The following is a 23,683-nucleotide window of genomic DNA, read 5'->3' on the forward strand; positions in this document are numbered from 1 at the left end:
GATTTTCAGCAGGCAAGAGTTGAGATATTTTAGCAAGTCATCATATTGTTAATATTATCGGTCAACAATTGCGTTATTTTTATTTTATACTGAAAGTCTTTACTGAATTTTAATAGATTGATAATTGTGCACAAAGGATGATTTATACTGAAAAATGAGGATTTCCTCAATGAATATAATCGCACAAAAAATTATTTATTTTTATAAAATTTTTAGCTTTATGAGTATTGTAAACTAAAAATAGTTAATTTACATTTCATAAAAAGTAACGTCAGCGGAATTGGACTGCTGTTTGCTTTATCCAAATAAATTATTCATAATAATTAAAATCGCTTTACTGCTACTTAATCTGTAGTTTCAGTAAAGCGATTTTTTATTCTATCCTGTTTTACGAATGTTATATTCTCATTTTTTGCAATCATTTTTCATTTTATTAATAATTTATTTGCATAAAATTTAATTATTCATATATTTGGTCAACCAAACTGGTAAACCAATTTATTTTATGAAAAACACTAAACTATTTAGCCTGCTGTTTATTACTGTTTTAGCTTTTTCGTGTGCTAAACAGTCGGAATTAAAAACGCTTAAGAATTTATCTGAATTTAACGAAGCCATTTCAAAGGCAAAGCCTGGAGATACTTTAATATTAGCAAATGGTACTTGGGAAAATGCCGAGTTGTTATTTGAAGCAAAAGGAACAAGCGACAGCTTAATTACATTAAAAGCGGAAACCAAAGGAGAAGTTATTTTAACTGGAAACTCTAATTTAAGAATTGCAGGAGAGTATTTGGTAGTTGAAGGACTTGTGTTTAAAGATGGTTTTACACCAACAAATGAAGTCATTTCATTTAAAAAAGACAATAAGAATTTAGCAAACAATTGCCGTTTAACAGAATGTGTGATTGATAATTTTAGTAATCCAGAACGCCATGAAGCCGATACGTGGGTGGCTATTTACGGAAAAAACAATCGAATAGACCACAACCACTTAGAGGGTAAACGCAATAGAGGCGTAACCATGACAGTGCGATTGAACACTGAAGAAAGTAGAGAAAACAACCACCGCATTGACCATAATTATTTTGGTCCTCGTCAAAATTTAGGTTCCAATGGAGGTGAGACGCTCCGTATAGGAACGAGTCATTATTCGCTTACAAATTCTAAAACACTTGTTGAATATAATTATTTTGATAGATGTAATGGTGAGCATGAAATCATCTCAAACAAATCGTGTCAGAATACCTTTAAAAACAATGTTTTTTACGAATGTACTGGAACTTTAACAATGCGTCACGGTAACGAAACGTGGGTTGAAGGCAATGTATTCTTCGGAAACGGGAAGCTAAATACAGGTGGGATTAGAGTTATAAACGGACAGCAAACTGTGGTTAATAATTACGGAGAGGGACTTACGGGATATAGGTTTAGAGGTGCCTTTGTTGTGATGAATGGAGTGCCAAATTCTCCAATAAACAGATACTTTCAAGTGGAAGATGCTCGTGTGGAAAACAATACGTTTATCAACTCAGACCATGTGCAATTGTGTGCCGGAAGTGATGATGAACGAAGTGTAACACCTATCAATTCTGTAATGGCAAACAATATTTTTTACAATGAACATAAAAATCAATTGTTTACTGTATACGACGATATTTCTGGGATTTCTTTTAAAAATAATATTGTAAGTCCAAACATTCAACCTTTAACCAAAGATGGTTTTAGTCAGCAAGAAATTACTTTTAAACGTGCAGAAAACGGACTTTTAGAACCAACTTCCAACATAAATGCAGGAGCTAAAATTGCAGGCGAAATTCCTTCAAAAACAACTACAGGAGCTACATGGTATCAAAAAGATGTAGCGGAAGCTTCATTGTCTAGTGGTCAAATTATTAAAGTGGCACCTGGGTTAAATACACTTGTAGAGGCGGTTGCAAAAGCAAATGCAGGAGACATTCTTCAATTGGAAAATACAGAACCTTATTTACTTTCAAAAACTATAACGATTGCGAAGCCGCTTACAATAAGGGCTTCAACTCAAAAGCGCGCAACCATTTTATTCGAGAAGAAAAATGCAATCGAAATTGAGAATGGAGGAAAGTTAGCTTTAGAAGGAATAATTTTCGACGGGAAAAATGCGCCCGATAGAACAGGAAACGCTGTAATTACTACCAGTAAGTATTCAATGAATGATAACTACAAATTATTTATAAATCATTGCGATTTTGTGAATTTGGATATGAATCATTCTTTTAATGCTATCAAAACCTATAAGAATACTTTTGCGGATACCATCAGTATAAAAAATTCAAAATTTGAGACAATTACAGGAGATGTTCTATCGCTAAATCAAGAAAATGAAGATATAGGTATTTACAATGCAGAATATGTAATTCTAAAAAACAATGTGTTTAATAACATCGAAGGAGTCGCTTTAAACTTGTATAGAGGTGGATCTGACGAAAGTACCTTTGGACCTTTTCTAGATCTTGAACACTGTGTGTTTAATAACGTTGGGAACGGAAAGCGCAACACAACCGATGCTGCCGTAACACTGTATGGAGTGCAAGATATCGATATAAAAAATAACATTTTTAAAGATTCTAAACCACTTAAAGCGCATTTGGTAGTAGGAGAGCCTATTGTAAATATTTCTCATTCTACTTTTTACAACACGCCAAAACCTATTATTACTGGAGATCAGGCGTATGAGATTTCATCAATTTGGTCTGAAAATCCTCAGTTGACGGCAGATTTTAAAGTAGATGAAAATTCTACATTAAAAAATAAAGCTACAGACGGAAAAAATATTGGAATAATAGATGAAAGCTTATAAAGTTCATTTTATGAAATCATTCAGTAAAATACTTTCTCTTTTGTTTTTCTTTGGTGTTTCCGCAGTGGTTTCGGCTCAATTTACAACAAATACACATCCGAGTTTAACCTTAACAGAACAGGGTGTAGCTTCTATTAAAAAGAATTTGGGCAGTGTTCCGTTATTTGATGAAACTTTAGCAGAAGTAAAACATCAAGTTGATAAAGAAATAATGTCTGGAATAGAAGTGCCAATCCCTAAAGACATGGCGGGTGGCTATACACATGAAAGGCATAAACAAAACTTTTTTGTGCTTCAAAAGGCAGGAAGTTTGTATCAAATTTTGGGTGATAAAAAGTACGCAACTTATATAAAAAATATGTTGGATGCATACGCCAAAATGTATAAAACATTACCCTTGCATCCAGAAGAACGTTCGTATGCGCGTGGAAAACTTTTTTGGCAATGCTTAAACGATGCCAATTGGTTGGTGTATGTTAGTCAGGCGTACGATGCTATTTATGATTTTCTTTCAGCAGAAGAAAGAAACTATTTAGAACAAGAACTTTTTATCCCTTTTGCAGATTTTTTATCCCTTGAAAACCCTAAGTTTTTTAACCGAATTCATAATCATAGCACGTGGGGAAATGCAGCCGTTGGAATGATTGGGTTGGCAATGCGAGATACAACGCTTGTCAATAGAGCTTTATATGGCATGAAAACGTCTTCGCTTGATTTAACAGAAAAAGACAACGACGGAGGTTTTATTTTTGATGCTGAAGGAAAGGCAGGTTTTTTAGCAAATTTAGAAGATGCATTTTCTCCTTCAGGATATTATACCGAAGGGCCTTATTATCAGCGTTACGCCATGTATCCGTTTATGATTTTTGCTGAAGGACTCTATAACACTGGGTATAAAAAGGATATTTTTCAGTTTAAAGATAGTGTGCTGATAAAGGCCGTAAACACTTTGGTAGATTTAACTGATGTTGAAGGGAATTTTTATCCGCTTAATGATGCTCAAAAAGGAATGTCTTATTATTCGAGTTCGTTAATAAGTGCTGTAGATATCGCTTATTTTTATGGGGCTAAAAACTCTTCTTTATTGGCAATTGCTGAAAAGCAACAAGCAGTTACGCTCAACGATGCCGGACTTGCAGTAGCTCAAGCAGTAAGTAGAGGAGATTTTGAGAAATCAATTCCAAGAAATTCTTTTGAAATTCAAGATGGCACAAACGGAAATCAAGGTGGTATTACGGTGTTGCGTTCTTCAGCTTCAGCTATTCCTTTGGATGTTGTTTTTAAATATTCATCACACGGAGGAAGTCATGGACATTACGACAAACTTTCATTTTCAATGTATGATGGAGCTACTGAAGTGCTTCAAGATTACGGATTGGCACGCTTTGTAAATATCGACCAGAAAAATGGTGGCGGATATTTAAAAGAGAACACCACTTGGGCAAAACAAACCATTGCACACAATACTATTGTTCAAGATGAAAAGTCGCATTTTAATGGGGAGTATAAAATAGGGAGTCAACACCATTCGTCTAAATATTTTTCAGACTTTAAAAACAAAAACATACAAATAGCGAGCGCTGTAGATAGTAACGCTTATAAAGGAACTTTGCTACATAGAACACTCGCGTTAGTAACTCTTGAAGCGTTTGAAAATCCAATTTTGATTGATGTATTTAGAGTTGAAGCTCAAACAAAACATCAGTATGACTTACCGTATCATTTTACAGGGCAGGTCATAAGTACTAATGTCGATTTGAATACTAGTAACACACTTTCAGCACTTGGAACTTCAGATGGATACCAGCATTTATATAAAGAAGCTTGGGGTACTGTTTCAAAGGAAATCGCACAATTAACATGGTTGCTAAGCGGATGTTTTTATTCGCTAACCACAACTGCAGAAAGTGGCGATGAACTTTTATTTACACGACTAGGAGCAAACGATGCCAATTTTAATTTGCGTAGAGACCCAGCTGTTATTTTAAGAAGAAAAAATACCGATAAAACTACTTTTGTATCAGTAGTCGAAAAACATGGAAGTTATAGCCCTGTCACCGAAAATGCAAAAAATGCTTTTAGTCAAGTAGAACAAATAAATGTATTGCAAAGTGATGAGCAGTATACTGTGGTTGAGGTTGAATACCTTCAGCAAAACCTTATTTTATTCATTGCGAATGCAAATACTTCAGAAGATAAAATACATAATTTAAATGTACATGGAAAGACCTACACATGGTCTGGACCTTATCATTTTATAAATAATCAGAAAAAATAAAAAAAAATGGAAAAATCATTCGGAACTAGTGAAAAATTTATCAAAGGAGCTTCATTAGAATGGGAAGAAGTTGCGCCAGGTGTAAAAAGAAAAATAATGGGGTACGACGATAAAATAATGCTTGTTAAAGTTCATTTTGACAAAGGAGGCATTGGGAGTATGCACGAGCATTACCACTCTCAAGTAACCTATGTAGTGAGCGGAAAATTTGAGTTAACAATTGAAGGAGAAACCAAATTAATGGAAGCTGGCGACTCTTTTTATATTCCACCGCATGAAATGCATGGAGCCATTTGTGTAGAAGAAGGTGTGTTGATAGATGTTTTTAGTCCTATTCGAGAAGATTTTATGAGTTAAAACTAGCTGTTTTTGCTTATGTGTTTAAAAATGCAGCTCTATTTTGTTAAAATATCATTTTTAGACATAAGTTTTTGATAAAAACATTTTTAGTTAACATTTAAATAATATATATTTGGTAAACCAATTTGGTAAACCAATTAAAACGAATAGAAATTATAAAACAAATTTAGTATGAAACATTTTGTGAAATAGTACAAAAAAAAGGACAGGCGCACACCTATCCTTTTTTGAAAATCAACTTCTAAAAAGAAGTAAAATTTAAACATGTAATTACTTAATAAGTAATTAGAAGTTACAAAGATACATTTTTTTCATAAGTAACTTCAAAAAAGCTAACTCAACAATTACATTTAAGTAAATAGCCATCGAGGTATTTTATACCTCTAGAAATTCTATGTAAAAATTCAAACTAACTTAAAGATTTTAAACTTATGAAAATCAGGTTTTTAACCATATTTATAATGCTTATTTTGTGTCAATATTCGGGTATTGCGCAAGATACATTTATGCTAAGTGGTACGGTTACAGCCAAATCCGACGGAGTGCCAATTCCAGGAGTAAATGTGCTTGTAGCCAATAGTAATAAAGGAGTTGTTACCGATTTTGACGGGAACTACTCAATTTCGGTAACTAAAGGGGATAAAGTTTCGTATAGCTTTATCGGTTTTACCGAACAAACAATAACAGTTTCTGACCAACAGACTATAGATATTGCGCTCGAGCAAGACCTTGAAGAACTCGATGAGGTGGTTGTTGTAGGGTATGGAACGCAAAAGAAAACAAGCTTAACTGGAGCGATTTCTAAAGTAACCAATGAAGCGCTCGATCAAATACCAACATCTAGGGTAGATGATGCTTTGGTTGGACAAGTAGCTGGGGTAAATATACAAGCTACTGAAGCCGAGGCTGGGTCTGCACCAACCATTAGAATTAGAGGTACAGGGTCGTTAACTGGAAGTTCAGATCCGTTAATTGTAGTAGATGGATTAGTGGTTGATAATGACTTTTTAGGAAGTTTAGACATGAGCGAGGTAGAGTCGTTTGATGTATTAAAAGATGCTGCTTCTGCTGCTATTTATGGTTCTCGTGGAGGAAATGGAGTTATTTTAATTACTACCAAACAAGGAAAGTCTGGTAAAACAGTATTTAGTTATCAAGGTTATACGGGGTTAAAATCTGCAAAGCAGAGCGATGCTTACTATTTTTCGGTAGCCGAAACAGCTGCTGCTGAATTAGCTTTTGCAGGAACACTTTCCGATAGAACAAAGTATTTACAAAAAATAGGAATCGATCAAGATTGGCAAGATATCATTTTTGATGGAGGGAAAATTGAAAGTCATGAAGTAAGTGCTCGTGGAGGAAATGAAACTACAAAGTTCAGTGTTTCTTTCGGATATTTACACGACGAGGGTGTGTTGTTAACAGATGATTACAAGCGTTACAATGCACGTTTAAAAATTGATACAAAAGTTGGAGAGCGTTTTAGTTTTGGTGGAAACCTAGCACCTTCGTACACCAATACAAGACGTTTTGATGGCTCTACACACGATATTTTACGTCAGCCGCCATGGTTGCCTTTGTACCATGACGAAAACACAATTCAGTATGTAGATAGAAATGTTTACCCAGATGTGCAAATAGGCGATTATGCAGTACAACGTCATTTTGATAATTACGATTATTATGGAGATGGTAGTAGCTTAATCGATATTAGTGATACGTCGAACACCAATCCAGGAGCAAAAGTTTTGGAAAGAGACCAGAATGATTATAAATTTAAATTGTTTGGAAGTTTCTACGGAGAATACAAAATTGCTAAGGGATTAAAGTTTAAGGCAACACTTTCTGGAGATTATCAAGATACAAGGAGAGATCGTTGGCAAGGGGTTTTATCGAGTAGAAACGGTGCTGCCGATGCGAGTTATGAAGTTTCAGATGAAAATAGAATTCATATAGCTACCGAAAATTATTTTACGTATGATAGAACCTTCGGAAAGCACGACGTTGAGGCTGTAGCTGGTTTTTCAGCAGAAAAATGGGATTACGAAGGAAATAGTTCTTTAGGAACAGGATATACTTCAGATTTAATACAAACGTTAACAGCTGCAACAGTACTTTCAGAACTCGATTCTTGGATTTATGCAGAGCGTTTCCAATCGTATTTTGGGCGTCTTAACTATGCTTTTGATGATAAATATTTGTTTTCTGCAAGTTTCCGTAGAGATGGAAGTTCGGTTTTTGGAATGGATTCTAAATACGGGAATTTCCCAGCAGTATCTGCAGGTTGGCGTATTTCACAAGAAAATTTTTTAATCAATAGCGATGCAATTAGCAATTTAAAGTTAAGAGTAAGTTACGGTTATACAGGTAATAAAGATTTAAATACAGGGAACGATATTATCGATTTATACCCAGCGTTGTCACTGCTTGGGCCTTCTTCAGCAACTATCGAAGGAAGTTTAGAGTCGGCTTACATTGCATTGAATATTGCAAATCCAGATTTACAATGGGAGCGTTCAAAAGAAATCAACCTAGGGCTAGATTATGGATTCTTTAGAAATAGAATCACAGGTTCTGTAGATTATTACAACCGTACCAGCGATCAATTACTTTTAGACAATCCAGTATCGTCAACAACAGGATTTAGAAGTGCGTTGGTAAACATCGGAGAAGTTGTTAATAGTGGTTTTGAATTTGAGCTTAGAACACGTAACATTTCAAATCAAAATTTTAAATGGACAACAACTTTCTTGGCTTCGATGAATGATAATGAGTTAACTGACTTTGCAGACTCTAATGGTCAAATTCAATTTGTAGATGATAAAAGAGCTGCAGAGTGGATTAATTTAGAAGGGCAACCAATTTCTTCTTTCTACGGATGGGTAGTCGACGATCAAGTTCCGTTGGAATATTTACAACAACCTTTTTGGCCTGTAGGTGGGCAAGCGCAAGATGTGTACGTAAAAGACCTTAACGGCGATGGACTAATTGATGATGATGATAAAACAATATTAGGAAGCCCATACCCAGATTTGGTTTGGAGTGTTACCAACGATTTCCAAATTGGTAACCTTGATGTAAGTTTCTTATTTCAAGGAAGTCACGGTGCCGAAGTTCGTAATATGGGAGACCAATACTTGTTTAACCATTTTAATAGCGGACAAGATTTTGATCCGTCAATTACTCCAAATCAAGAGTTTATACGAGAGAAAATCTTTACAAACTCTATCGTTCAAGATGCTTCGTACGTTGCTTTAAGAACAGTAAATGTTGGGTTTAATTTCCCAAAAGATGTTACTCAAAATATAGGTCTTTCTAATTTGAGACTTTATGTGGCAGGGCAAAACTTACTGTACTTTACTGCAGACGGTTATACAGGGTTTAATCCAGAATCGATTTACGAAACTTCTCCAACAACCTACGGTTATCAAAGAGCAGGTTCGCCTATCGCAAGAACCATTTCGTTGGGGTTAAATGCTGAGTTTTAAAAGATTTTAACTGACTAAATTACTTAAAAATGAAAATATATAAATATATAGGAATTGTACTTTTAGCAGGATTCGCGTGGTCTTGTGGAGACGATTTTTTAGATCCAGTTCCAGAATCTGCTGTAACTTCTGATGCTTATTTTGAAAACGACGAGCAAATAGAAAGCGGAATTATAGGAATGTATGATGCTATTCAAGGTGTAAATTCAAATGACCTTGACGATAATTTTAGTGTTCAAAGAGAATACTATATCACCGAAATGCGAAGCGATAATACGCGTACCAAATCGGGTGAAGGAGAGGCTGCTCAGTTCGAAAATTATACTGTAACAGCCAGTAACGGAATTGTTGCCAATTACTACATCAGTTTTTACGAAATAATTTATAGAGCAAATTTGGTGCTTCAAAACCTAGATGCAGCCTCTGCTGCCAAAGCAGGAGCCTTCGAAGGCGAAGCTAAATTTGTACGCGCTTATGCGTATTTCAATTTAGTTAGACTTTTTGGAGACATCCCGTTAATCGACCGTGTAATAGGTCCTTCAGATAAAGAAACAGCTTATACACGCGTAGCCAAAGACCAAGTGTACGATTTAATTATTAGCGATCTTGAGGTAGCAATTGCAAACTTGAACAACAACTATAAAAATAGAGCTTCAAAAGCGGCTGCTCAAACCTTGCTAGCAAAAGTATATTTAACGTTGGGGACAAACTACGGTGAGGCACAAACACTCTTAGAATCTGTAATGAACAGTGGTTATGATTTAGAGCCAAACTTTCAAGATGTTTTTTATACTGAAGGGAATGATGAGGTGATTTTTGCCGTAGGTTATACTTCAGACCTTGTTTCTGATAGTCAAAATATTTCTGCGGAATGGCTTAATTCTGTAGGAAGAACCAGTGGAATGAATTACGTTACTACGGAAGCAAGAGCTGCACTCGATGAATTTGGAGGAGACAGAACAGTGTATTCTTATCGCCAAGATGCGGCACAGCCAACGCAATATCAAGTTGTGAAATATCTGCCAAATGGCGATGATAATTTAGGAATCCAAGCTACTTCCAATAATCCAGAATTGGCAGGAAACGATTGGATTGTTCTTCGCTATGCCGATGTGTTATTGATGCATGTAGAAGCTATTATGGCTGGAGGGCAAGAAACCTCTGCAACAGCTGCGTTAAATTCTTTCCAAAAAGTAAGAAACAGAGCAGGTATCACAACACCTGTAACTTCTATCACAAAACAAGATTTACTAGATGAAAGACGTGTGGAACTGGCTTTCGAAAATCATAGATTTTTCGACCTTGTTCGTTTTGGTGTAGCACAAGAAGTGTTGTCCAAATATTCAGATGATAATGGATATGGCTTCAGTGCAACAGATTTATTACTGCCTATTCCTCAAAGAGAAATCAATTTGAGTAATGGTTTAATGACGCAAAATCCTGGATACTAAAATTTAGAAAAAATGAAAACAATAAACATATATAAAAAACTAATTAAGTTAATAGCTTTTGTATTAACCATGGTTTCCGTTGTAGCCTGTGATTTAAATGAAGACTTGCCAGAAGAGGGTTCGATTGAAGACCTTACGCCACCGCAAGCTTTATTTGCAGCCTCGCAAAATGAAACAGATTATCTGCTTTACAATTTTGCAAACCTATCATCAAGTGCTACCGATTTTCAATGGGATTTTGGAGACGGGAATACTTCTACAGACCTAGATGCTACCAATACTTTTCCTGCGGAAGGAACTTATACTGTAACCTTAACTGCATCTGATAAATTAGGAAAAACAAGCACCTATTCAGAAGAAATTGTTGTGGTAGAACCAGAAGTTCCGCAAGCAATAACACCAGCAATTGGCGCAGCCGATTTTGAAGATGGAAACGATGTTTGTGGTACTGGAGATAGTAGAGATTGCTGGCGAATTTCTGGAGGTAAAATCCACCAAACCACTTCCGATGGTAGAAACGGAACTAGAGGAGCAAAATATCCAGCAGCAGCTTCTAACGATGCCCGTGTAACTTACCAAGCGGTTACAGTTTCACCAAATACAAAATATGTGTTTACACTGTATTACGCCATTCAAGAAGATGGAGATAGTGTAAAAGCAAGTATTATTGATGGGGCTTTAGAAAACTATGATGAATTTGCAAGTGCTACAATTTTGGGTTCAAGTGAAGGAACTGTAAATGGTGGAAAAGGAAACTTTAATGCTATTATTATTGAATTTGAAACAGGAGCAAGCGGAGAAATTTCTATGCTATTTGAAGCAGGAGAAGCCAATGCTAAAGATTCGTATATCGATGATGTTTCAATTGTTCCAGCTGGTTAATGCGATGCAAATGTTAATAAAGAAAAATTATAAATTGCTTTGTTTAGCTTTTATGTTGGTACTGATTTTTTCTTCAGTACCAACATTAACAGCACAAGCATCTGTGACTTCTAAGCATTTGTTGTTTGCATCTTTAAATAAAAATGAAGATACTGCGTTGGTTTCTTCAGCAAGAAAAAAAAGATACAAACTCCCAAAGATAGATTTGAGTCATTGGAAAGTAACCATTCCTGAAGGTGAAGGGAAAGGGGGAGCTATAAGTGTAGAACCACCTGCAATTCTTGATTATGCAACAAACGAAACCTTAAAGCCGTATATGTATAACGACTCTTTAATTGGAGCGCTAACTTTTTATGCATACCCGAGCAATGCTACCACAGCAAACACCAAATATTCACGATCAGAACTCCGTGAACAAATGGAGCCTGGTAATGATAATGTAAATTGGACTTTTAAAGACGGGGGAAATTTAAAGGCTAAAATTGCAATGGGCGATGTGTCTAAAGATGAAGATGGAAAATATCATAAAGTGATTATACTTCAGATACACGGTAGGTTAACCAATGAACAAAAAGCGCTTATCGGACAAAAAGATAACAATGCACCACCAATTTTAAAGATTTACTGGGATAAAGGGAAGATTCGTGTAAAGACTAAGGTGCTTAAGTACGATGGTGTTTCTTCAGAAGGGATTTTACATGAAGAAGCATGGGGCGACGACGAAGGTTATTCTTTTAAAGAAGAAGTAGGATTTAAAAAATTTACTGTCGAAATAGATGTTTCCGACGGAAAAATGGTTGTTTCCCTAAACAATAACGAATATGTTACATATGATAATTTAAGTATAAAACGTTGGAGTGTTTTTGAAAACTACTTCAAGGCAGGAAATTATTTGCAAACAAGAGACGAAGGTGCTTTTGCAAAAGTGAATTTTTTCGATTTAAAAGTTACTCATTAATTGTTTACAGTTGTTAGATGAGTTGTTTTAGTTAGTGCTTTGATATCTGCCAGAAACCTTTTGTAATTCGATATCATCTGGCAGATGTCTTTTAATGAGGAAATAGTTTATAAATACTAACGTTTTGAGTTTTTTTGTTAAACATAAATTTTATAAATTTGATAAACCAAACTGGTTAACCAATTGTAAGGTTTATATATACCGCCTTTGTAATGAAAATAGAAGCTTTAAATAAAATTGAAAATCAAGATGTTAGGAATGAGATAATTTCTAAAATTAGAGAGCTAATTAATTATAAAAATCTAGAACCAGGGGATAAATTGCCATCAGAGCGAATGTTAGCTGAAAAATTTGGAGTTAGTCGAAACAATCTACGTGAGGCTATACAAACATTAGAATTTTATGGATTGTTAAAATCGATTCCACAAAGCGGAACCTTCGTTGCAAACATTGGAATAATAGCTTTAAACGGAATGATTTCTGATATTGTGAGTTTAGACAACCCCGATTTTAAATCGCTCGTAGAAACTCGAATTTTATTAGAACTTAAAACAGTAAAATTGGCTGCACTTCGCCGTACCGAATCGCAACTTAAAAACATGAAAGAAGCACTCGATGCATATAAAAAGAAGGTGCTTAATGGAGAAGATGCTGTTCAAGAAGATTTGCTTTTTCATTTAGCAATCGCAAAGGCAAGCGGTAACAGAACGATGAATACATTTATGCTGATAATCACTCCAGAGATTATCACCAATTTCGAAAAGTATCATGTGTGTGATGATAATCAGGCACTTCTTGGAATTCAAGAACATACCGATATTTACGAAGCAATTAAAAATAAAGACCCTCAAGCTGCTAAGGAGAAAATGAAAGTTCATTTTAGAAGTTTGTATCAATACTGTTATAATATAGATATTAATGAGAATAAAGGGATCGCACAATCTCGATAATAATAAAATTTAAACATTGATTACTTAATAAGGAATTTTAGTGTATAGCACTTTTCTTTCCTTAAAAATTTAATAAGCATTTGTAGAAGCCTAATTGTTGTGCAATTAGAGCGCTAAATTACTATTGCCTTATTTTAAAAAATAAACTAACAAACCTACACATGAAAATTAAAGGACTTAGATGGTGGATTATTGCCTTAATTGGCTTAGCGACAGTAATTAATTATGTCGACCGAACTGCTTTTGGTGTGATGTGGCCAGAGATGGGGAAAGATCTAGGCATGGATGAAGCAGATTATGCCGTGATGCTTAACGTGTTTATGGTAACTTATGCAGCCGGGAAATTTTTATCGGGAAAATTATATGACCAAATAGGCACCCGATTAGGGTTTACGGTTTCTATCGTAGTTTGGTCTTTATCTGCTGTATTTCACGCATTTGCAAGAGGTTTAGTTTCACTGTCAATAGTGCGTGGTTTTTTAGGACTTGGAGAAGCAGGAAATTGGCCTGGAGCTGTTAAAAGTAATGGCGAGTGGTTCCCTGTGAAAGAAAGAGCTATCGCTCAAGGAATTTTTAACGCAGGTGCATCGTTAGGGAGTGTTATTGCGCCAGCTTTTATAGCTGTTCTTTACAGTTCATTTGGTTGGAGAACAACCTTTATCATTTTAGGAGGAATTGGTTTGTTGTGGGTTATTCCATGGCTGTTTGTAAATAAAACTACTCCAGAAAATCATTCATGGATTACAGAAGAAGAACGTGCACTTATTTTAAATGATAGAATTAAAAAAACTTCAGCAGTAAATAACTCCAAAGAAAAAGGACTTTCCGTAGCACAAATTTTAAAATTTAAAGAAGCTTGGGGAGTACTAGTAACCCGATTTTTTATTGAGCCTATTTGGTGGCTTTTTGTTGGGTGGATGCCAATTTACTTAAACTCTAAATATGGGTTTAGTATTGAACAAATTGGAGCAACTCTTTGGATTTCATATTTAGGAGGAATGGCCGGAAGTATCCTCGGTGGATGGTTTTGTGGTAAATTGATGCAAACTAAAACTGTAGATACTGCAAGAAAAATAGTAATTACCATAGGTGCATCACTTATATTTTTAGGGTTACTCGGTATAATTCTTTTAGTAAAAGGGAACGACCCAATGATGTTTATCTATATCGTAGGAGTAGTGCTTTTTGGTTTTCAGTTTGCAATTGGAAATATTCAAACAATTTCAAGTGATTTATTTAGTGGTCCATCTGTAGGAACATTAGCAGGTTTAGCGGGAACTATTGCTGCAGTTTCAGTAATTATAATGAACTGGCTTATTCCTAAAATAACAGTTGAATCATACACGCCAGCATTTATTCTAATAGCTGTTTTGGCGCCCCTCGCTGTTGTGTCTTTATATGTGCTGATCCCTAAAATCAAACCTGTAGAATTAGAAAATTAATACATAAAATAAATTAATAAAAAATGAAAAAATTAGAAGGAAAAGTAGCCGTAGTAACTGGTGGAGCTAGAGATATCGGACAAGCAATCTCTATTAAATTAGCAAAAGAAGGAGCTAAAGTAGTTGTAAATTATTTTGACGACGAAAAAGGAGCCGAAGCTACCGTGAACGAAATAAAAAGTTTAGGAGGAGAAGCAATAAGTGTTTATGCAGATGCTACTAAACAAGAAGATATCGATAATTTGGTTGCTGAAACTAAAAACGCATTTGGAGATAAGGTGGATATTTTAGTGAATGTTGCAGGTGGACTTTTCGCAAGAAAAACTATTGAAGAAATGGATGTAGATTTTTATAATTTACTGATGGATGTTAACTTTAAATCGGTTTTCTTGGTAACCAAAGCCTTTAAACCAATGCTAAATAAAGGAGGATCTGTAATTAACTTTTCTTCGCAGGCAGCTCGCGATGGTGGAGGGCCTGGAGCATCTTTATACGCGGCTTCTAAAGGAGCAGTAATGACTTATACAAGATCTTTAGCAAAAGAGTTTGGACCACAAGGAATTCGTGTGAATGCACTTTCTCCAGGGATGATTGCTACTAAATTTCACGACGACTTTACAAAAGATGAGGTTAGAAGTAAAGTAGCTGCTGGTACTCCGTTAAGAAGAGAAGGTGAAGCGAATGAAGTAGCCGATTTAGTGGCGTATTTAGCTTCAGATGAGGCATCTTTTTTAACTGGAAATAATGTGGATATTAACGGTGGATTAGCATTTAGTTAATTCAATTTATAAAAAAATAATAATGAAGAAAGTCGTAACATTTGGAGAAATCATGCTGAGGTTATCAACCGAAAGACACCTTAGGTTTTCTCAAGCAAATTCTTTTTTGGCAACTTACGGCGGAAGCGAATTTAATGTTGCAGTTTCACTTTCAAATTTTAATATTCCAACCGAATTTGTTACCGCGGTTCCCGATAATGAATTGGGGGCAAGAGCTTTGGAAGAAGTTCGAAAGAAAAACGTAGGAACAAATTGTATTATAAAAAATGGAAAGCGCCTGGGAGTGTACTACTTAGAAACAGGCGCTTCTTCTAGAGCTAGTAGTGTTTTATACGATCGAGATGATTCTTCCTTCGGAACAATCAACGCAAATACAATCAACTGGGATGAAATATTTAATGATGCGCAATGGTTTCATTGGAGCGGAATTTCTCCTGGGGTATCTCAAAATGCTGCAGACATTTGCTTAGAAGCTGTAAAAGCAGCAAAAGAAAAAGGAATCATGGTGTCATGTGACCTTAACTACAGAGCAAAACTCTGGAACTACGGCGTAGCACCATCCGAAGTAATGCCCAATCTTTTAAAATATAGCGATATTGTTTTAGGAGATATTGATACCGCTTGTTTAATGACTGGAAAGGAGAAAATCAACCCAGATTATAACAATCATTACAGTTTGCCAGAAGCGTATCGTTATTTTTTAGATAGTTTTCCAAATATTAAATTAATGGCAACTACTTTGCGGTATTCTGTAAATGCTTCTCATCAAAAAATAGGAGGGGTTATTTACGATACCAACAAAACTTATTTTGCCCGATTACGCGAAGTTATCCCCGTGGTTGATAGAGTAGGTAGCGGAGATGCTTTTATGGGGGGATTAATTTTCGGATTGATTTCTCAACCAAATAATTTTCAATACGCAATAGATTTTGCTGCGGCAGCCTGTTGTTTAAAGCATTCTATTTCGGGAGATTATAATTTGGTGAGTATTGCTGAAGTAGAAAAATTAATAAATGGGAATGAAGCTGCTCTAGTGGCTCGATAAAAATTTTTAGAATGAAACACATAGCTCGTTTTGATGTTGCAAAACAAATAACCGACAAGGGTTTGGTGCCTTTGTTTTATCATTCAGATGCTGAAATTGCTAAGAAAATTGTTAAAGCTTGTTTTGACGGAGGAGTAAGAGCAATAGAGTTTACTGCTCGTGGAGCTTTTGCACATGAAGTTTTTTCAGAAATAGTTAAATATGCACATCGAGAATTACCCGAAATGTTGTTGGGTGTTGGTTCTGTAACCGATGCTGCTGCAGCATCTCTATATATGCAAATGGGGGCAAATTTTATAGTTACTCCCGTTTTAAGAGAAGACATTGCAAAAGTTTGTAATCGTCGAAAAGTATTGTGGATGCCAGGATGTGGAACACTTACTGAAATTGCTGCTGCTGAAGAATTGGGATGCGAAATTATCAAGCTTTTTCCAGGTGCTATCTACGGACCTAAATTTGTAAAAGCTATCAAAGGTCCGCAACCGTGGACAAATATCATGCCTACGGGTGGAGTTTCTACGGAAGAAAACAACATAAAAGAATGGTTTAATGCTGGAGTATGTTGTGTGGGAATGGGTTCTAATTTAATTTTTACTGATGAAAGTAATCAGTATGATTACAACGGCATTACAGAAACCATAGCCAATACACTTGCACTAATACAAAAAGTTAGAAATTAGGTTTAAGATTCTTTAATTGATTGTTTCCACTTCTCAAACATATCAATAGTTGATTCTTTAGTTGGTGGATATAAGCCAATTACAGAAGCTCCGTTTTTTACTTGTTCTGTTACAAAAGCTTCAAAAAGTTCCATCTTTTTGCATTCTTCTGCAATCTCTTTTGCAATTCCTCTCGGAATTACAATCACTCCATCGTAATCTCCAACAATAATATCTTTTGGGAAGACAGCCACATCTCCACAAGCGATTGGCTCATTAATACCAATTGCTTGATGTAAAGTTAAATTGGTTGGAGCAGATGGCCTTTTATGGAATGAAGGGAAGTCGAGTAGACTAATTTCTTGAGCATCTCTAAAACCACCATCAGTCACGATACCTGCACAGCCACGTTTCATGAGGCGTGTAACCAAAATCGAACCTGCAGAGGCTGCTCTTGCATCTTTTCTGCTATCGATAACCAATACAGCTCCTTCTGGACATTCCTCAACAGCTACACGCTGTGGATGGGATGGGTTTTTAAAAACTTCAATGGTGTTCAAATCTTCGCGCGCAGGAATATATCGCAATGTATAAGCTTCTCCCACCATTTGTTTCTGAGAAAGGTGTAAGGGTCTTACTTTTTGTATAAATTGATTTTTAAAGCCTCTTTTAAAAAGTGCAGTAGCAATACTTGCAGTGCTGATGCCTTTAAATATTTCCTTGTAATTTGTATGCATTTGAGATGGTTTAATGAATCTCAAATTTAGTGAATTTAAAATTGGTTAACCAGTTTAGATAAGATAATTTAAACTTAAGAAAGGAAATTGCGTACAGAAAAAAGTGTATAAAAAGTAAAAACCCTTGAAAATCTTAAGATTAACAAGGGTTTTTGTACTCGAGGCGGGACTTGAACCCGCACGGACATTACTGTCCACTGGATTTTAAGTCCAGCGTGTCTACCAATTCCACCACTCGAGCGAAATATTATTTAGAGCGAAAACGATTCTGAATTTTTGTTTGTTGTTCGCTCATTTTATTGAGCGAAAAACGGGATTCGAACCCGCGACCTCAACCTTGGCAAGGTTGCGCTCTACCAACTGAGCTATTTTCGCATTCGTTTAAAAATTTTAAAGAACTTTAGGTCTTTGGTGCGCTCAGTATCTCTCTGATTGCGGATGCAAATTTAATACATTTCTGTAAAAACCAAAGCTTTTTTTGAAAAAAGAATTGATTTTATTTTTCAGTAGCTGTTAACTGCCTAATTTATTGTTGATTGACATAAATAATTATTTTTTGTTGTACTTACGACCTATTTAAAAAAGTTTTAAAAATCAAGGAAGCAGTGTGGGCAGATAGATAAAAAGTTGTTTGAGTGAAGCGAGTTCTTTTTATCTGTGGAGGATGGTTCCGTAGATTTTTTTGATACTTTTTTAATCAGTCTTGACTTTTTTGTTTCGTTTTTGTGTCAAGACAAAAATGAAAAACAAAATAACTTTCAATTATAAGTTTTTTAAAAACTACTTTTTAACAAGCATTCTTTTTATCTCATTTAACTTCATTAAAGCTTCAACTGGCGTTAAAGTATCAATATCGGTATGGATAATTTCCTGCTTTATATTTTCTAAAAGAGGGTCGTCTAGGTTGAAAAAACTCAATTGCATTTCGTTTTGCGATGCTTTTAAGTTGTCGGTTAACTCTTCACTGCTATGCGATTTTTCTAGCTTCTTCAATATTTTATTGGCTCTGTGAATTACTTGTTGTGGCATTCCAGCCATTTTTGCAACATGAATTCCGAAGCTGTGTTCGCTTCCTCCAGCAACCAATTTCCGAAGAAATAACACGTTGTCTTTTAATTCTTTTACAGAAACATTGTAGTTTTTTATTCGTTTAAAAGTTTCTGTCATTTCATTTAGCTCGTGGTAATGCGTAGCAAAAAGAGTTTTAGCTTTTCCAGGATGTTCATGGATGTACTCGGCAATAGCCCATGCAATTGAAATTCCGTCGTAAGTACTAGTTCCTCTTCCAATTTCATCTAACAAAATCAAACTTCTTTCGGAGACATTGTTTAGAATTGAAGCGGTTTCATTCATTTCAACCATAAAAGTCGATTCGCCTAAAGAAATATTATCACTCGCACCTACACGGGTAAATATTTTATCTACAATTCCAATTCGAGCTTTTTCCGCAGGCACAAAACTTCCCATTTGCGCTAATAAAACAATGAGTGCGGTTTGGCGTAAAATAGCCGATTTACCACTCATATTCGGACCAGTAATCATGATGATTTGTTGCTCATCTCGATTCAAAGTAACATCGTTTGCAATATAATTTTCTCCTAGCGGTAATTGCTTTTCGATAACGGGGTGCCTTCCGTTTTTAATTTCCAAATCGTAGGAGTTGTCAATTTCTGGAAGGGTATAGTTATTTTCTTTTGCTAATTGGACAAAACCACATAAACAATCGAGTTGAGCAATCAAAACAGCATTGGTTTGCACCGATTGGATGTATTGATGCATCCAAGTAACCAATTGCGTGTAGAGTTGTTGTTCTAGCACGGCAATTTTTTCTTCAGCACCCAAAATTTTAGCTTCGTATTCTTTGAGTTCTTCAGTAATATAACGTTCGGCATTTACAAGAGTTTGCTTTCTAATCCACTCGGCAGGCACCTTGTCTTTATGCGTGTTTCTAACTTCGATATAATAACCAAAAACATTGTTGCTAGCTATTTTTAGGGAAGTAATTCCGGTGCGCTTCATTTCGCGCTCTAGCATATTGTCGAGGTAATCTTTCCCAGAAAATGCTAACTTTCGAAGTTCGTCTAATTCTTCCGAAAAACCATCGGCAATTGTATTCCCTTTGTTGATGTTTACCGGAGCTTCCTCAGCTATAGTTTGCGTAATGCGTTCTCGCAACACATCGCATGTATTTAAGCGGTCGCCAATAACTTTTAAGGCATCGTTATCAATTTGAGATGCCGTTTCTTTTATTGGTACAATGGCGTTAAGCGAATTTTTTAGTAAAACTACTTCTCTGGGGTTAATTTTTCCCGTAGCAACTTTCGATATCAATCGTTCTAAGTCGCTTATTTGTTTAATCTGACTTCGGAAACTTTCTAGTAACTCCGAATGCTCCAAAAGGTGTTGTACAATTTGGTGGCGCTGTTGTATTTTATCGATGCTTTTCAGCGGAAGTGCCAACCATCTTTTCAGTAAACGACCTCCCATTGGAGAAATAGTTTTATCGATAATATCGAGTAGCGTAACAGAATTGGCTGTTGGCGCTTGGTATAATTCTAAATTCCGAATGGTAAAGCGGTCCATCCACACATACTCTTCTTCGGCAATTCTGGTAATGGCAGTAATGTGCTCCAGCTTGTTGTGTTGTGTTTCCGAAAGGTAATGCAATACCGCTCCAGAAGCAATAATACCATGTTGCAAATGTTCCACACCAAAACCTTTTAACGATTTGGTTTGGAAGTGGTTGTTGAGCGTTTCTTGGGTGTAATCTTCTTGAAAAATCCAATCTTCCATAAAGAATGTATGGAATTCTTTCCCGAAACTTGCTAGAAAATCAGCTTTGTTTTTCTTGGAAATTAAAACTTCACTCGGACTAAAATTTTGCAATAATTTTGCAATGTATTCTTCATCGCCTTCCGCAGTTAAAAACTCCCCTGTTGAAACGTCTAAAAATGAAATTCCCAACATTTTTTTTCCGAAGAAAATAGCACTTAAAAAGTTGTTCGATTTTGCAGTTAAAATATCGTCGTTTAGCGCAACTCCAGGAGTCACTAATTCGGTAACCCCACGTTTTACAATGGTTTTAGTTTGTTTTGGGTCTTCCAATTGGTCGCAAATTGCCACACGTTTTCCCGCCTTTACTAATTTTGGCAAGTACGTATGTAACGAATGATGCGGAAAACCAGCCAACTCCGTACGGTCGCTTCCGTTGTTTCGATGCGTTAAAACAATCCCTAAAATTTTGGCAGTATCAACAGCATCTTCTCCAAAAGTTTCGTAAAAATCGCCCACCCTAAATAGCAAAAGTGCATCAGGATATTTAGCTTTAATCGTGTTGTATTGCGCCATTAAAGGCGTTGTTTTCTTCTTTTTTGCTGTAGCCATTTCAAAAATTAGGTTCTTTAGCGAAAGTATTATTTTTTACCCTTTTATGCCATTTTTACCGCCATTGATTATAAACAACTTTCGTAAATTTCTCTTTTGAATCACTATTTACCTCCAAATTGCTTGATGAAATATTTTTTGAAGCACTTTAAAATGGTGTATTTAGCCATTGCCGTTACCTGCCTGACGGGTAGGCAGGCTTTCGCCACTACACGGTAGTTGGCTCAATCAGGGCTAGGACTAAGGTTTTGTTGTATAGCAATATTCCCTATTTTTGCCGAAAAATTAAACATGCGAAAATTAAAGAACAACGAGCTCGACCGATTAAATGTAGAAGAATTTAAAGAAGCTACCAAAACACCAATAATTATTGTTCTAGACAATATTCGTAGTTTAAATAATATAGGTTCGGTTTTTCGAACTTCAGATGCTTTTTTAATTGAAAAGATTTACCTCTGCGGAATTACGGCTACACCGCCACATAAAGACATCCATAAAACTGCACTTGGCGCTACCGATAGTGTTGCGTGGGAATATGTTGAAGATACTGTAACCTTGGTTGAAAAATTAAATACTGAAGGTGTTGTAACTGTAGCCATCGAGCAAGCCGATAACGCAACGATGTTAAACGATTTTTCGGTTTCTTCTGATAAAAAGTATGCCTTAATTTTTGGAAACGAAGTGAAAGGTGTTCAGCAAAAAGTGGTGTCGGCTTCGAATAATGTTATTGAAATTCCGCAATACGGCACAAAGCATTCACTCAATATTTCTGTAAGTGTTGGAGTAGTGGTGTGGGACTTTTTTGCTAAGCTTAGTAGATAAAAAAAGGATTCGAAAAGGTCGAATCCTGGTAAGTATATTAAGTAAAGTTAGCTAGTTTCTTGTTTTAAATATGCTACGAATTAAGGAAACCTTAACGAGAAATCCAAAAAAAACACTAACAAACTTTTAAAAATTTAACAAATCGACCTAAAAATCGTGTATTTTATCGATAATAAATTGGTAGTCGTTTTTATTTTGTACGAAATCCAATTCCGAAATATCGATGATTAACGGGTTAATGTTTGGATGTGTTTTTATAAATTCGAGATAACCGTTATTTATTTTTTCTAAATAATCTGGCGGGATACTTTGCTCGTAACTTCTTCCTCGTTTTTTTATGTTATGTAAAAGTCGCTCGGTGTTTTGGTGTAAATAAACGTACACATCGGGCTTTACAACTTCTTTGTACATAAAATTAAAGAGTTTTCTGTACAGTATAAATTCATCTTCTTGAAGGGTAACTTTAGCAAAGATGAGCGATTTAAAGATATCGTAATCGCTTACCATAAAATTTTTAAACAAATCTGGATGCGCAGTGTCATCGGTAAATTGTTGATATCTATCAGCTAAAAAAGACATTTCCAACGGAAAAGCATAGCGATTTCTATCTTCGTAAAATTTTGGTAAAAACGGATTGTCTGCAAAGCGTTCCAAGATAAGTTTTCCGTTAAATTCTTCAGCAATCTTGGTAGCAAGTGTAGTTTTTCCGGCGCCAATATTTCCTTCAATGGCAATAAAGTTGAATTTTGAAAAGTCTTTTTTCAGTATTGAAATCTCTAAATTAGTTTTTTCAAGTTCGCTTTCATCTTCACAAAAATCGAGTAATTCAGCAATACTTTTTTGTAAAATAGGATGAACTTTTCCCGGAGCGATATCTGCCAACGGTTGCAAAACAAACTTACGTAGCTGTAAATGTGGATGCGGAATAATAAGGTCGGGTTCGTCGATAATTTCATCTTCATAAAAAAGAATGTCTAAATCGATGGTGCGAGCCGAATAACCTTTGGAATTAGAGCGTACTCTCCCCATTTTTTGCTCTATCTGCAACAGGCAATCCAACAATTCTTGCGGTTGTAATTGGGTGTCTAAACCGATGCAAATATTGTAAAAATCGTCGCTATCAAAACCCCAAGGTGGTGTTTGGTAAATGGGAGAACAAGAAATAACAGTCCCGGCACTTTCGTTTAAAAGTTGAACGGTTGTATTTAGATTTTTAAACTTGTCGCCTAAATTGCTTCCTGCGGAAATATATGTACGTTTGTAGTGAATCATAATGAGGGCACAAAATAACGAAAAGATATGCGAAAGATGTGTATAATTGAATTGTTTTGTTTTCTTTTATCGTTGATTTTTTTTATCGTTAATCGGAAGCAAATCCGTCATTTCGAATGAGGCATAGCCGAAGAGAAACCTCTTTTTTATGATTGTTAATCTGTGTAATTGTTAAATCGATTGAAAGTTTTTAGATCTCTCCTTTCGTCGAGATGACATTTATATTTCTTTAAATCTTTTAATTTTTCAATCCTTCAATAATCAACACAAAAAAGACCGTTTCCATATTGAAAACGGTCTTCTAAAAAATAGAGGGACTTATAGTGCGCTCTAACTTGTT

At 35.5% G+C, this 23,683-nt stretch carries 16 protein-coding genes and 2 tRNA genes; 13 read left to right on the plus strand and 5 right to left on the minus strand.

Translation table 11 applies throughout. The features are described from left to right. The first annotated feature begins 505 nt into the window (after positions 1-505). The 12 genes from JMA43_RS11175 (at position 506) to JMA43_RS11230 (ending at position 17,149) form a co-directional block, all read left to right on the plus strand. On the plus strand, positions 506-2,836 hold the full coding sequence (locus tag JMA43_RS11175; protein ID WP_342156679.1) for a chondroitinase-B domain-containing protein: 2,331 nt from the start codon (positions 506-508) through the stop codon (positions 2,834-2,836). A gap of 10 nt (positions 2,837-2,846) precedes the next feature. Beyond that, positions 2,847-5,114, plus strand: coding sequence for an alginate lyase family protein (locus JMA43_RS11180; RefSeq protein WP_342156681.1), 2,268 nt, complete (start codon positions 2,847-2,849; stop codon positions 5,112-5,114). 6 nt (positions 5,115-5,120) lie between these two features. Continuing rightward, positions 5,121-5,471, plus strand: a complete 351-nt coding sequence (locus JMA43_RS11185; protein WP_342156682.1) for a cupin domain-containing protein — start codon at positions 5,121-5,123, stop codon at positions 5,469-5,471. A 434-nt stretch (positions 5,472-5,905) separates the two neighbouring features. Beyond that, entirely contained in the window at positions 5,906-8,962 is a 3,057-nt protein-coding gene (locus JMA43_RS11190; protein ID WP_446719406.1) for a SusC/RagA family TonB-linked outer membrane protein, read from the plus strand. Between the two features lie 29 nt (positions 8,963-8,991). Next, complete coding sequence (locus JMA43_RS11195; RefSeq protein ID WP_342156684.1) at positions 8,992-10,413, plus strand: RagB/SusD family nutrient uptake outer membrane protein; 1,422 nt, start codon at positions 8,992-8,994, stop codon at positions 10,411-10,413. Positions 10,414-10,425: 12 nt separating this feature from the next. Further along, positions 10,426-11,295 carry a PKD domain-containing protein gene (locus tag JMA43_RS11200; RefSeq protein WP_342156685.1) on the plus strand — a complete coding sequence of 290 codons (870 nt, stop codon included), beginning with the start codon at positions 10,426-10,428 and terminating at the stop codon, positions 11,293-11,295. 10 nt (positions 11,296-11,305) lie between these two features. Then, positions 11,306-12,253, plus strand: coding sequence for a polysaccharide lyase family 7 protein (locus JMA43_RS11205; protein ID WP_342156686.1), 948 nt, complete (start codon positions 11,306-11,308; stop codon positions 12,251-12,253). A gap of 212 nt (positions 12,254-12,465) precedes the next feature. Beyond that, positions 12,466-13,203: a FadR/GntR family transcriptional regulator gene (locus JMA43_RS11210; RefSeq protein WP_342156687.1), complete on the plus strand. Its 738-nt coding sequence runs from the start codon at positions 12,466-12,468 to the stop codon at positions 13,201-13,203. A 161-nt stretch (positions 13,204-13,364) separates the two neighbouring features. Then, positions 13,365-14,645 (plus strand): MFS transporter, encoded by a 1,281-nt coding sequence (locus tag JMA43_RS11215; protein ID WP_342156688.1) that lies wholly within the window; start codon positions 13,365-13,367, stop codon positions 14,643-14,645. Between the two features lie 23 nt (positions 14,646-14,668). Continuing rightward, the gene (locus JMA43_RS11220) at positions 14,669-15,424 is read left to right on the plus strand and encodes an SDR family NAD(P)-dependent oxidoreductase (RefSeq protein ID WP_342156689.1); all 756 of its coding nucleotides are present in this window, start codon (positions 14,669-14,671) and stop codon (positions 15,422-15,424) included. A 22-nt stretch (positions 15,425-15,446) separates the two neighbouring features. Continuing rightward, a complete protein-coding gene (locus JMA43_RS11225) occupies positions 15,447-16,469 on the plus strand; it encodes a sugar kinase (RefSeq protein WP_342156690.1) in 1,023 nt (340 codons plus the stop codon). An 11-nt stretch (positions 16,470-16,480) separates the two neighbouring features. Continuing rightward, positions 16,481-17,149: a bifunctional 4-hydroxy-2-oxoglutarate aldolase/2-dehydro-3-deoxy-phosphogluconate aldolase gene (locus tag JMA43_RS11230; RefSeq protein ID WP_342156692.1), complete on the plus strand. Its 669-nt coding sequence runs from the start codon at positions 16,481-16,483 to the stop codon at positions 17,147-17,149. Positions 17,150-17,151: 2 nt separating this feature from the next. On the opposite strand, the gene JMA43_RS11235 is transcribed toward JMA43_RS11230, so the two are convergent. From JMA43_RS11235 to mutS, 4 genes are all read right to left on the minus strand, one after another. Beyond that, positions 17,152-17,865: a ribonuclease activity regulator RraA gene (locus tag JMA43_RS11235; protein ID WP_342156693.1), complete on the minus strand. Its 714-nt coding sequence runs from the start codon at positions 17,863-17,865 to the stop codon at positions 17,152-17,154. A gap of 155 nt (positions 17,866-18,020) precedes the next feature. Then, positions 18,021-18,106, minus strand: a tRNA-Leu gene (locus JMA43_RS11240). A 61-nt stretch (positions 18,107-18,167) separates the two neighbouring features. Continuing rightward, positions 18,168-18,240, minus strand: a tRNA-Gly gene (locus JMA43_RS11245). 405 nt (positions 18,241-18,645) lie between these two features. Beyond that, positions 18,646-21,249, minus strand: a complete 2,604-nt coding sequence (gene mutS / locus JMA43_RS11250) for a DNA mismatch repair protein MutS (RefSeq protein ID WP_342156694.1) — start codon at positions 21,247-21,249, stop codon at positions 18,646-18,648. Positions 21,250-21,540: 291 nt separating this feature from the next. Here mutS and JMA43_RS11255 point away from each other — a divergent pair, with 291 nt between their 5' ends. Further along, positions 21,541-22,071, plus strand: coding sequence for an RNA methyltransferase (locus tag JMA43_RS11255; RefSeq protein ID WP_342156695.1), 531 nt, complete (start codon positions 21,541-21,543; stop codon positions 22,069-22,071). Between the two features lie 147 nt (positions 22,072-22,218). On the opposite strand, the gene folK is transcribed toward JMA43_RS11255, so the two are convergent. Further along, the gene (gene folK, locus JMA43_RS11260; protein WP_342156696.1) at positions 22,219-23,343 is read right to left on the minus strand and encodes a 2-amino-4-hydroxy-6-hydroxymethyldihydropteridine diphosphokinase; all 1,125 of its coding nucleotides are present in this window, start codon (positions 23,341-23,343) and stop codon (positions 22,219-22,221) included. Positions 23,344-23,683 lie beyond the last annotated feature (340 nt).

It is taken from the genome of Joostella sp. CR20 (assembly GCF_038433465.1).
GTDB lineage: Bacteria > Bacteroidota > Bacteroidia > Flavobacteriales > Flavobacteriaceae > Galbibacter.

What these genes read in the sequence shown, in the direction of transcription:
- JMA43_RS11225 (WP_342156690.1), top strand. Translation starts at nt 15,447, where the DNA reads ATGAAGAAAGTCGTAACATTTGGAGAAATCATGCTGAGGTTATCAACC.
- JMA43_RS11175 (WP_342156679.1), top strand. Translation starts at nt 506, where the DNA reads ATGAAAAACACTAAACTATTTAGCCTGCTGTTTATTACTGTTTTAGCT.
- JMA43_RS11190 (WP_446719406.1), top strand. Translation starts at nt 5,906, where the DNA reads ATGAAAATCAGGTTTTTAACCATATTTATAATGCTTATTTTGTGTCAA.
- JMA43_RS11205 (WP_342156686.1), top strand. Translation starts at nt 11,306, where the DNA reads ATGTTAATAAAGAAAAATTATAAATTGCTTTGTTTAGCTTTTATGTTG.
- JMA43_RS11255 (WP_342156695.1), top strand. Translation starts at nt 21,541, where the DNA reads ATGCGAAAATTAAAGAACAACGAGCTCGACCGATTAAATGTAGAAGAA.
- JMA43_RS11230 (WP_342156692.1), top strand. Translation starts at nt 16,481, where the DNA reads ATGAAACACATAGCTCGTTTTGATGTTGCAAAACAAATAACCGACAAG.
- mutS (WP_342156694.1), bottom strand. Translation starts at nt 21,249, where the DNA reads ATGGCTACAGCAAAAAAGAAGAAAACAACGCCTTTAATGGCGCAATAC.
- folK (WP_342156696.1), bottom strand. Translation starts at nt 23,343, where the DNA reads ATGATTCACTACAAACGTACATATATTTCCGCAGGAAGCAATTTAGGC.
- JMA43_RS11200 (WP_342156685.1), top strand. Translation starts at nt 10,426, where the DNA reads ATGAAAACAATAAACATATATAAAAAACTAATTAAGTTAATAGCTTTT.
- JMA43_RS11195 (WP_342156684.1), top strand. Translation starts at nt 8,992, where the DNA reads ATGAAAATATATAAATATATAGGAATTGTACTTTTAGCAGGATTCGCG.
- JMA43_RS11215 (WP_342156688.1), top strand. Translation starts at nt 13,365, where the DNA reads ATGAAAATTAAAGGACTTAGATGGTGGATTATTGCCTTAATTGGCTTA.
- JMA43_RS11235 (WP_342156693.1), bottom strand. Translation starts at nt 17,865, where the DNA reads ATGCATACAAATTACAAGGAAATATTTAAAGGCATCAGCACTGCAAGT.
- JMA43_RS11220 (WP_342156689.1), top strand. Translation starts at nt 14,669, where the DNA reads ATGAAAAAATTAGAAGGAAAAGTAGCCGTAGTAACTGGTGGAGCTAGA.
- JMA43_RS11210 (WP_342156687.1), top strand. Translation starts at nt 12,466, where the DNA reads ATGAAAATAGAAGCTTTAAATAAAATTGAAAATCAAGATGTTAGGAAT.
- JMA43_RS11185 (WP_342156682.1), top strand. Translation starts at nt 5,121, where the DNA reads ATGGAAAAATCATTCGGAACTAGTGAAAAATTTATCAAAGGAGCTTCA.
- JMA43_RS11180 (WP_342156681.1), top strand. Translation starts at nt 2,847, where the DNA reads ATGAAATCATTCAGTAAAATACTTTCTCTTTTGTTTTTCTTTGGTGTT.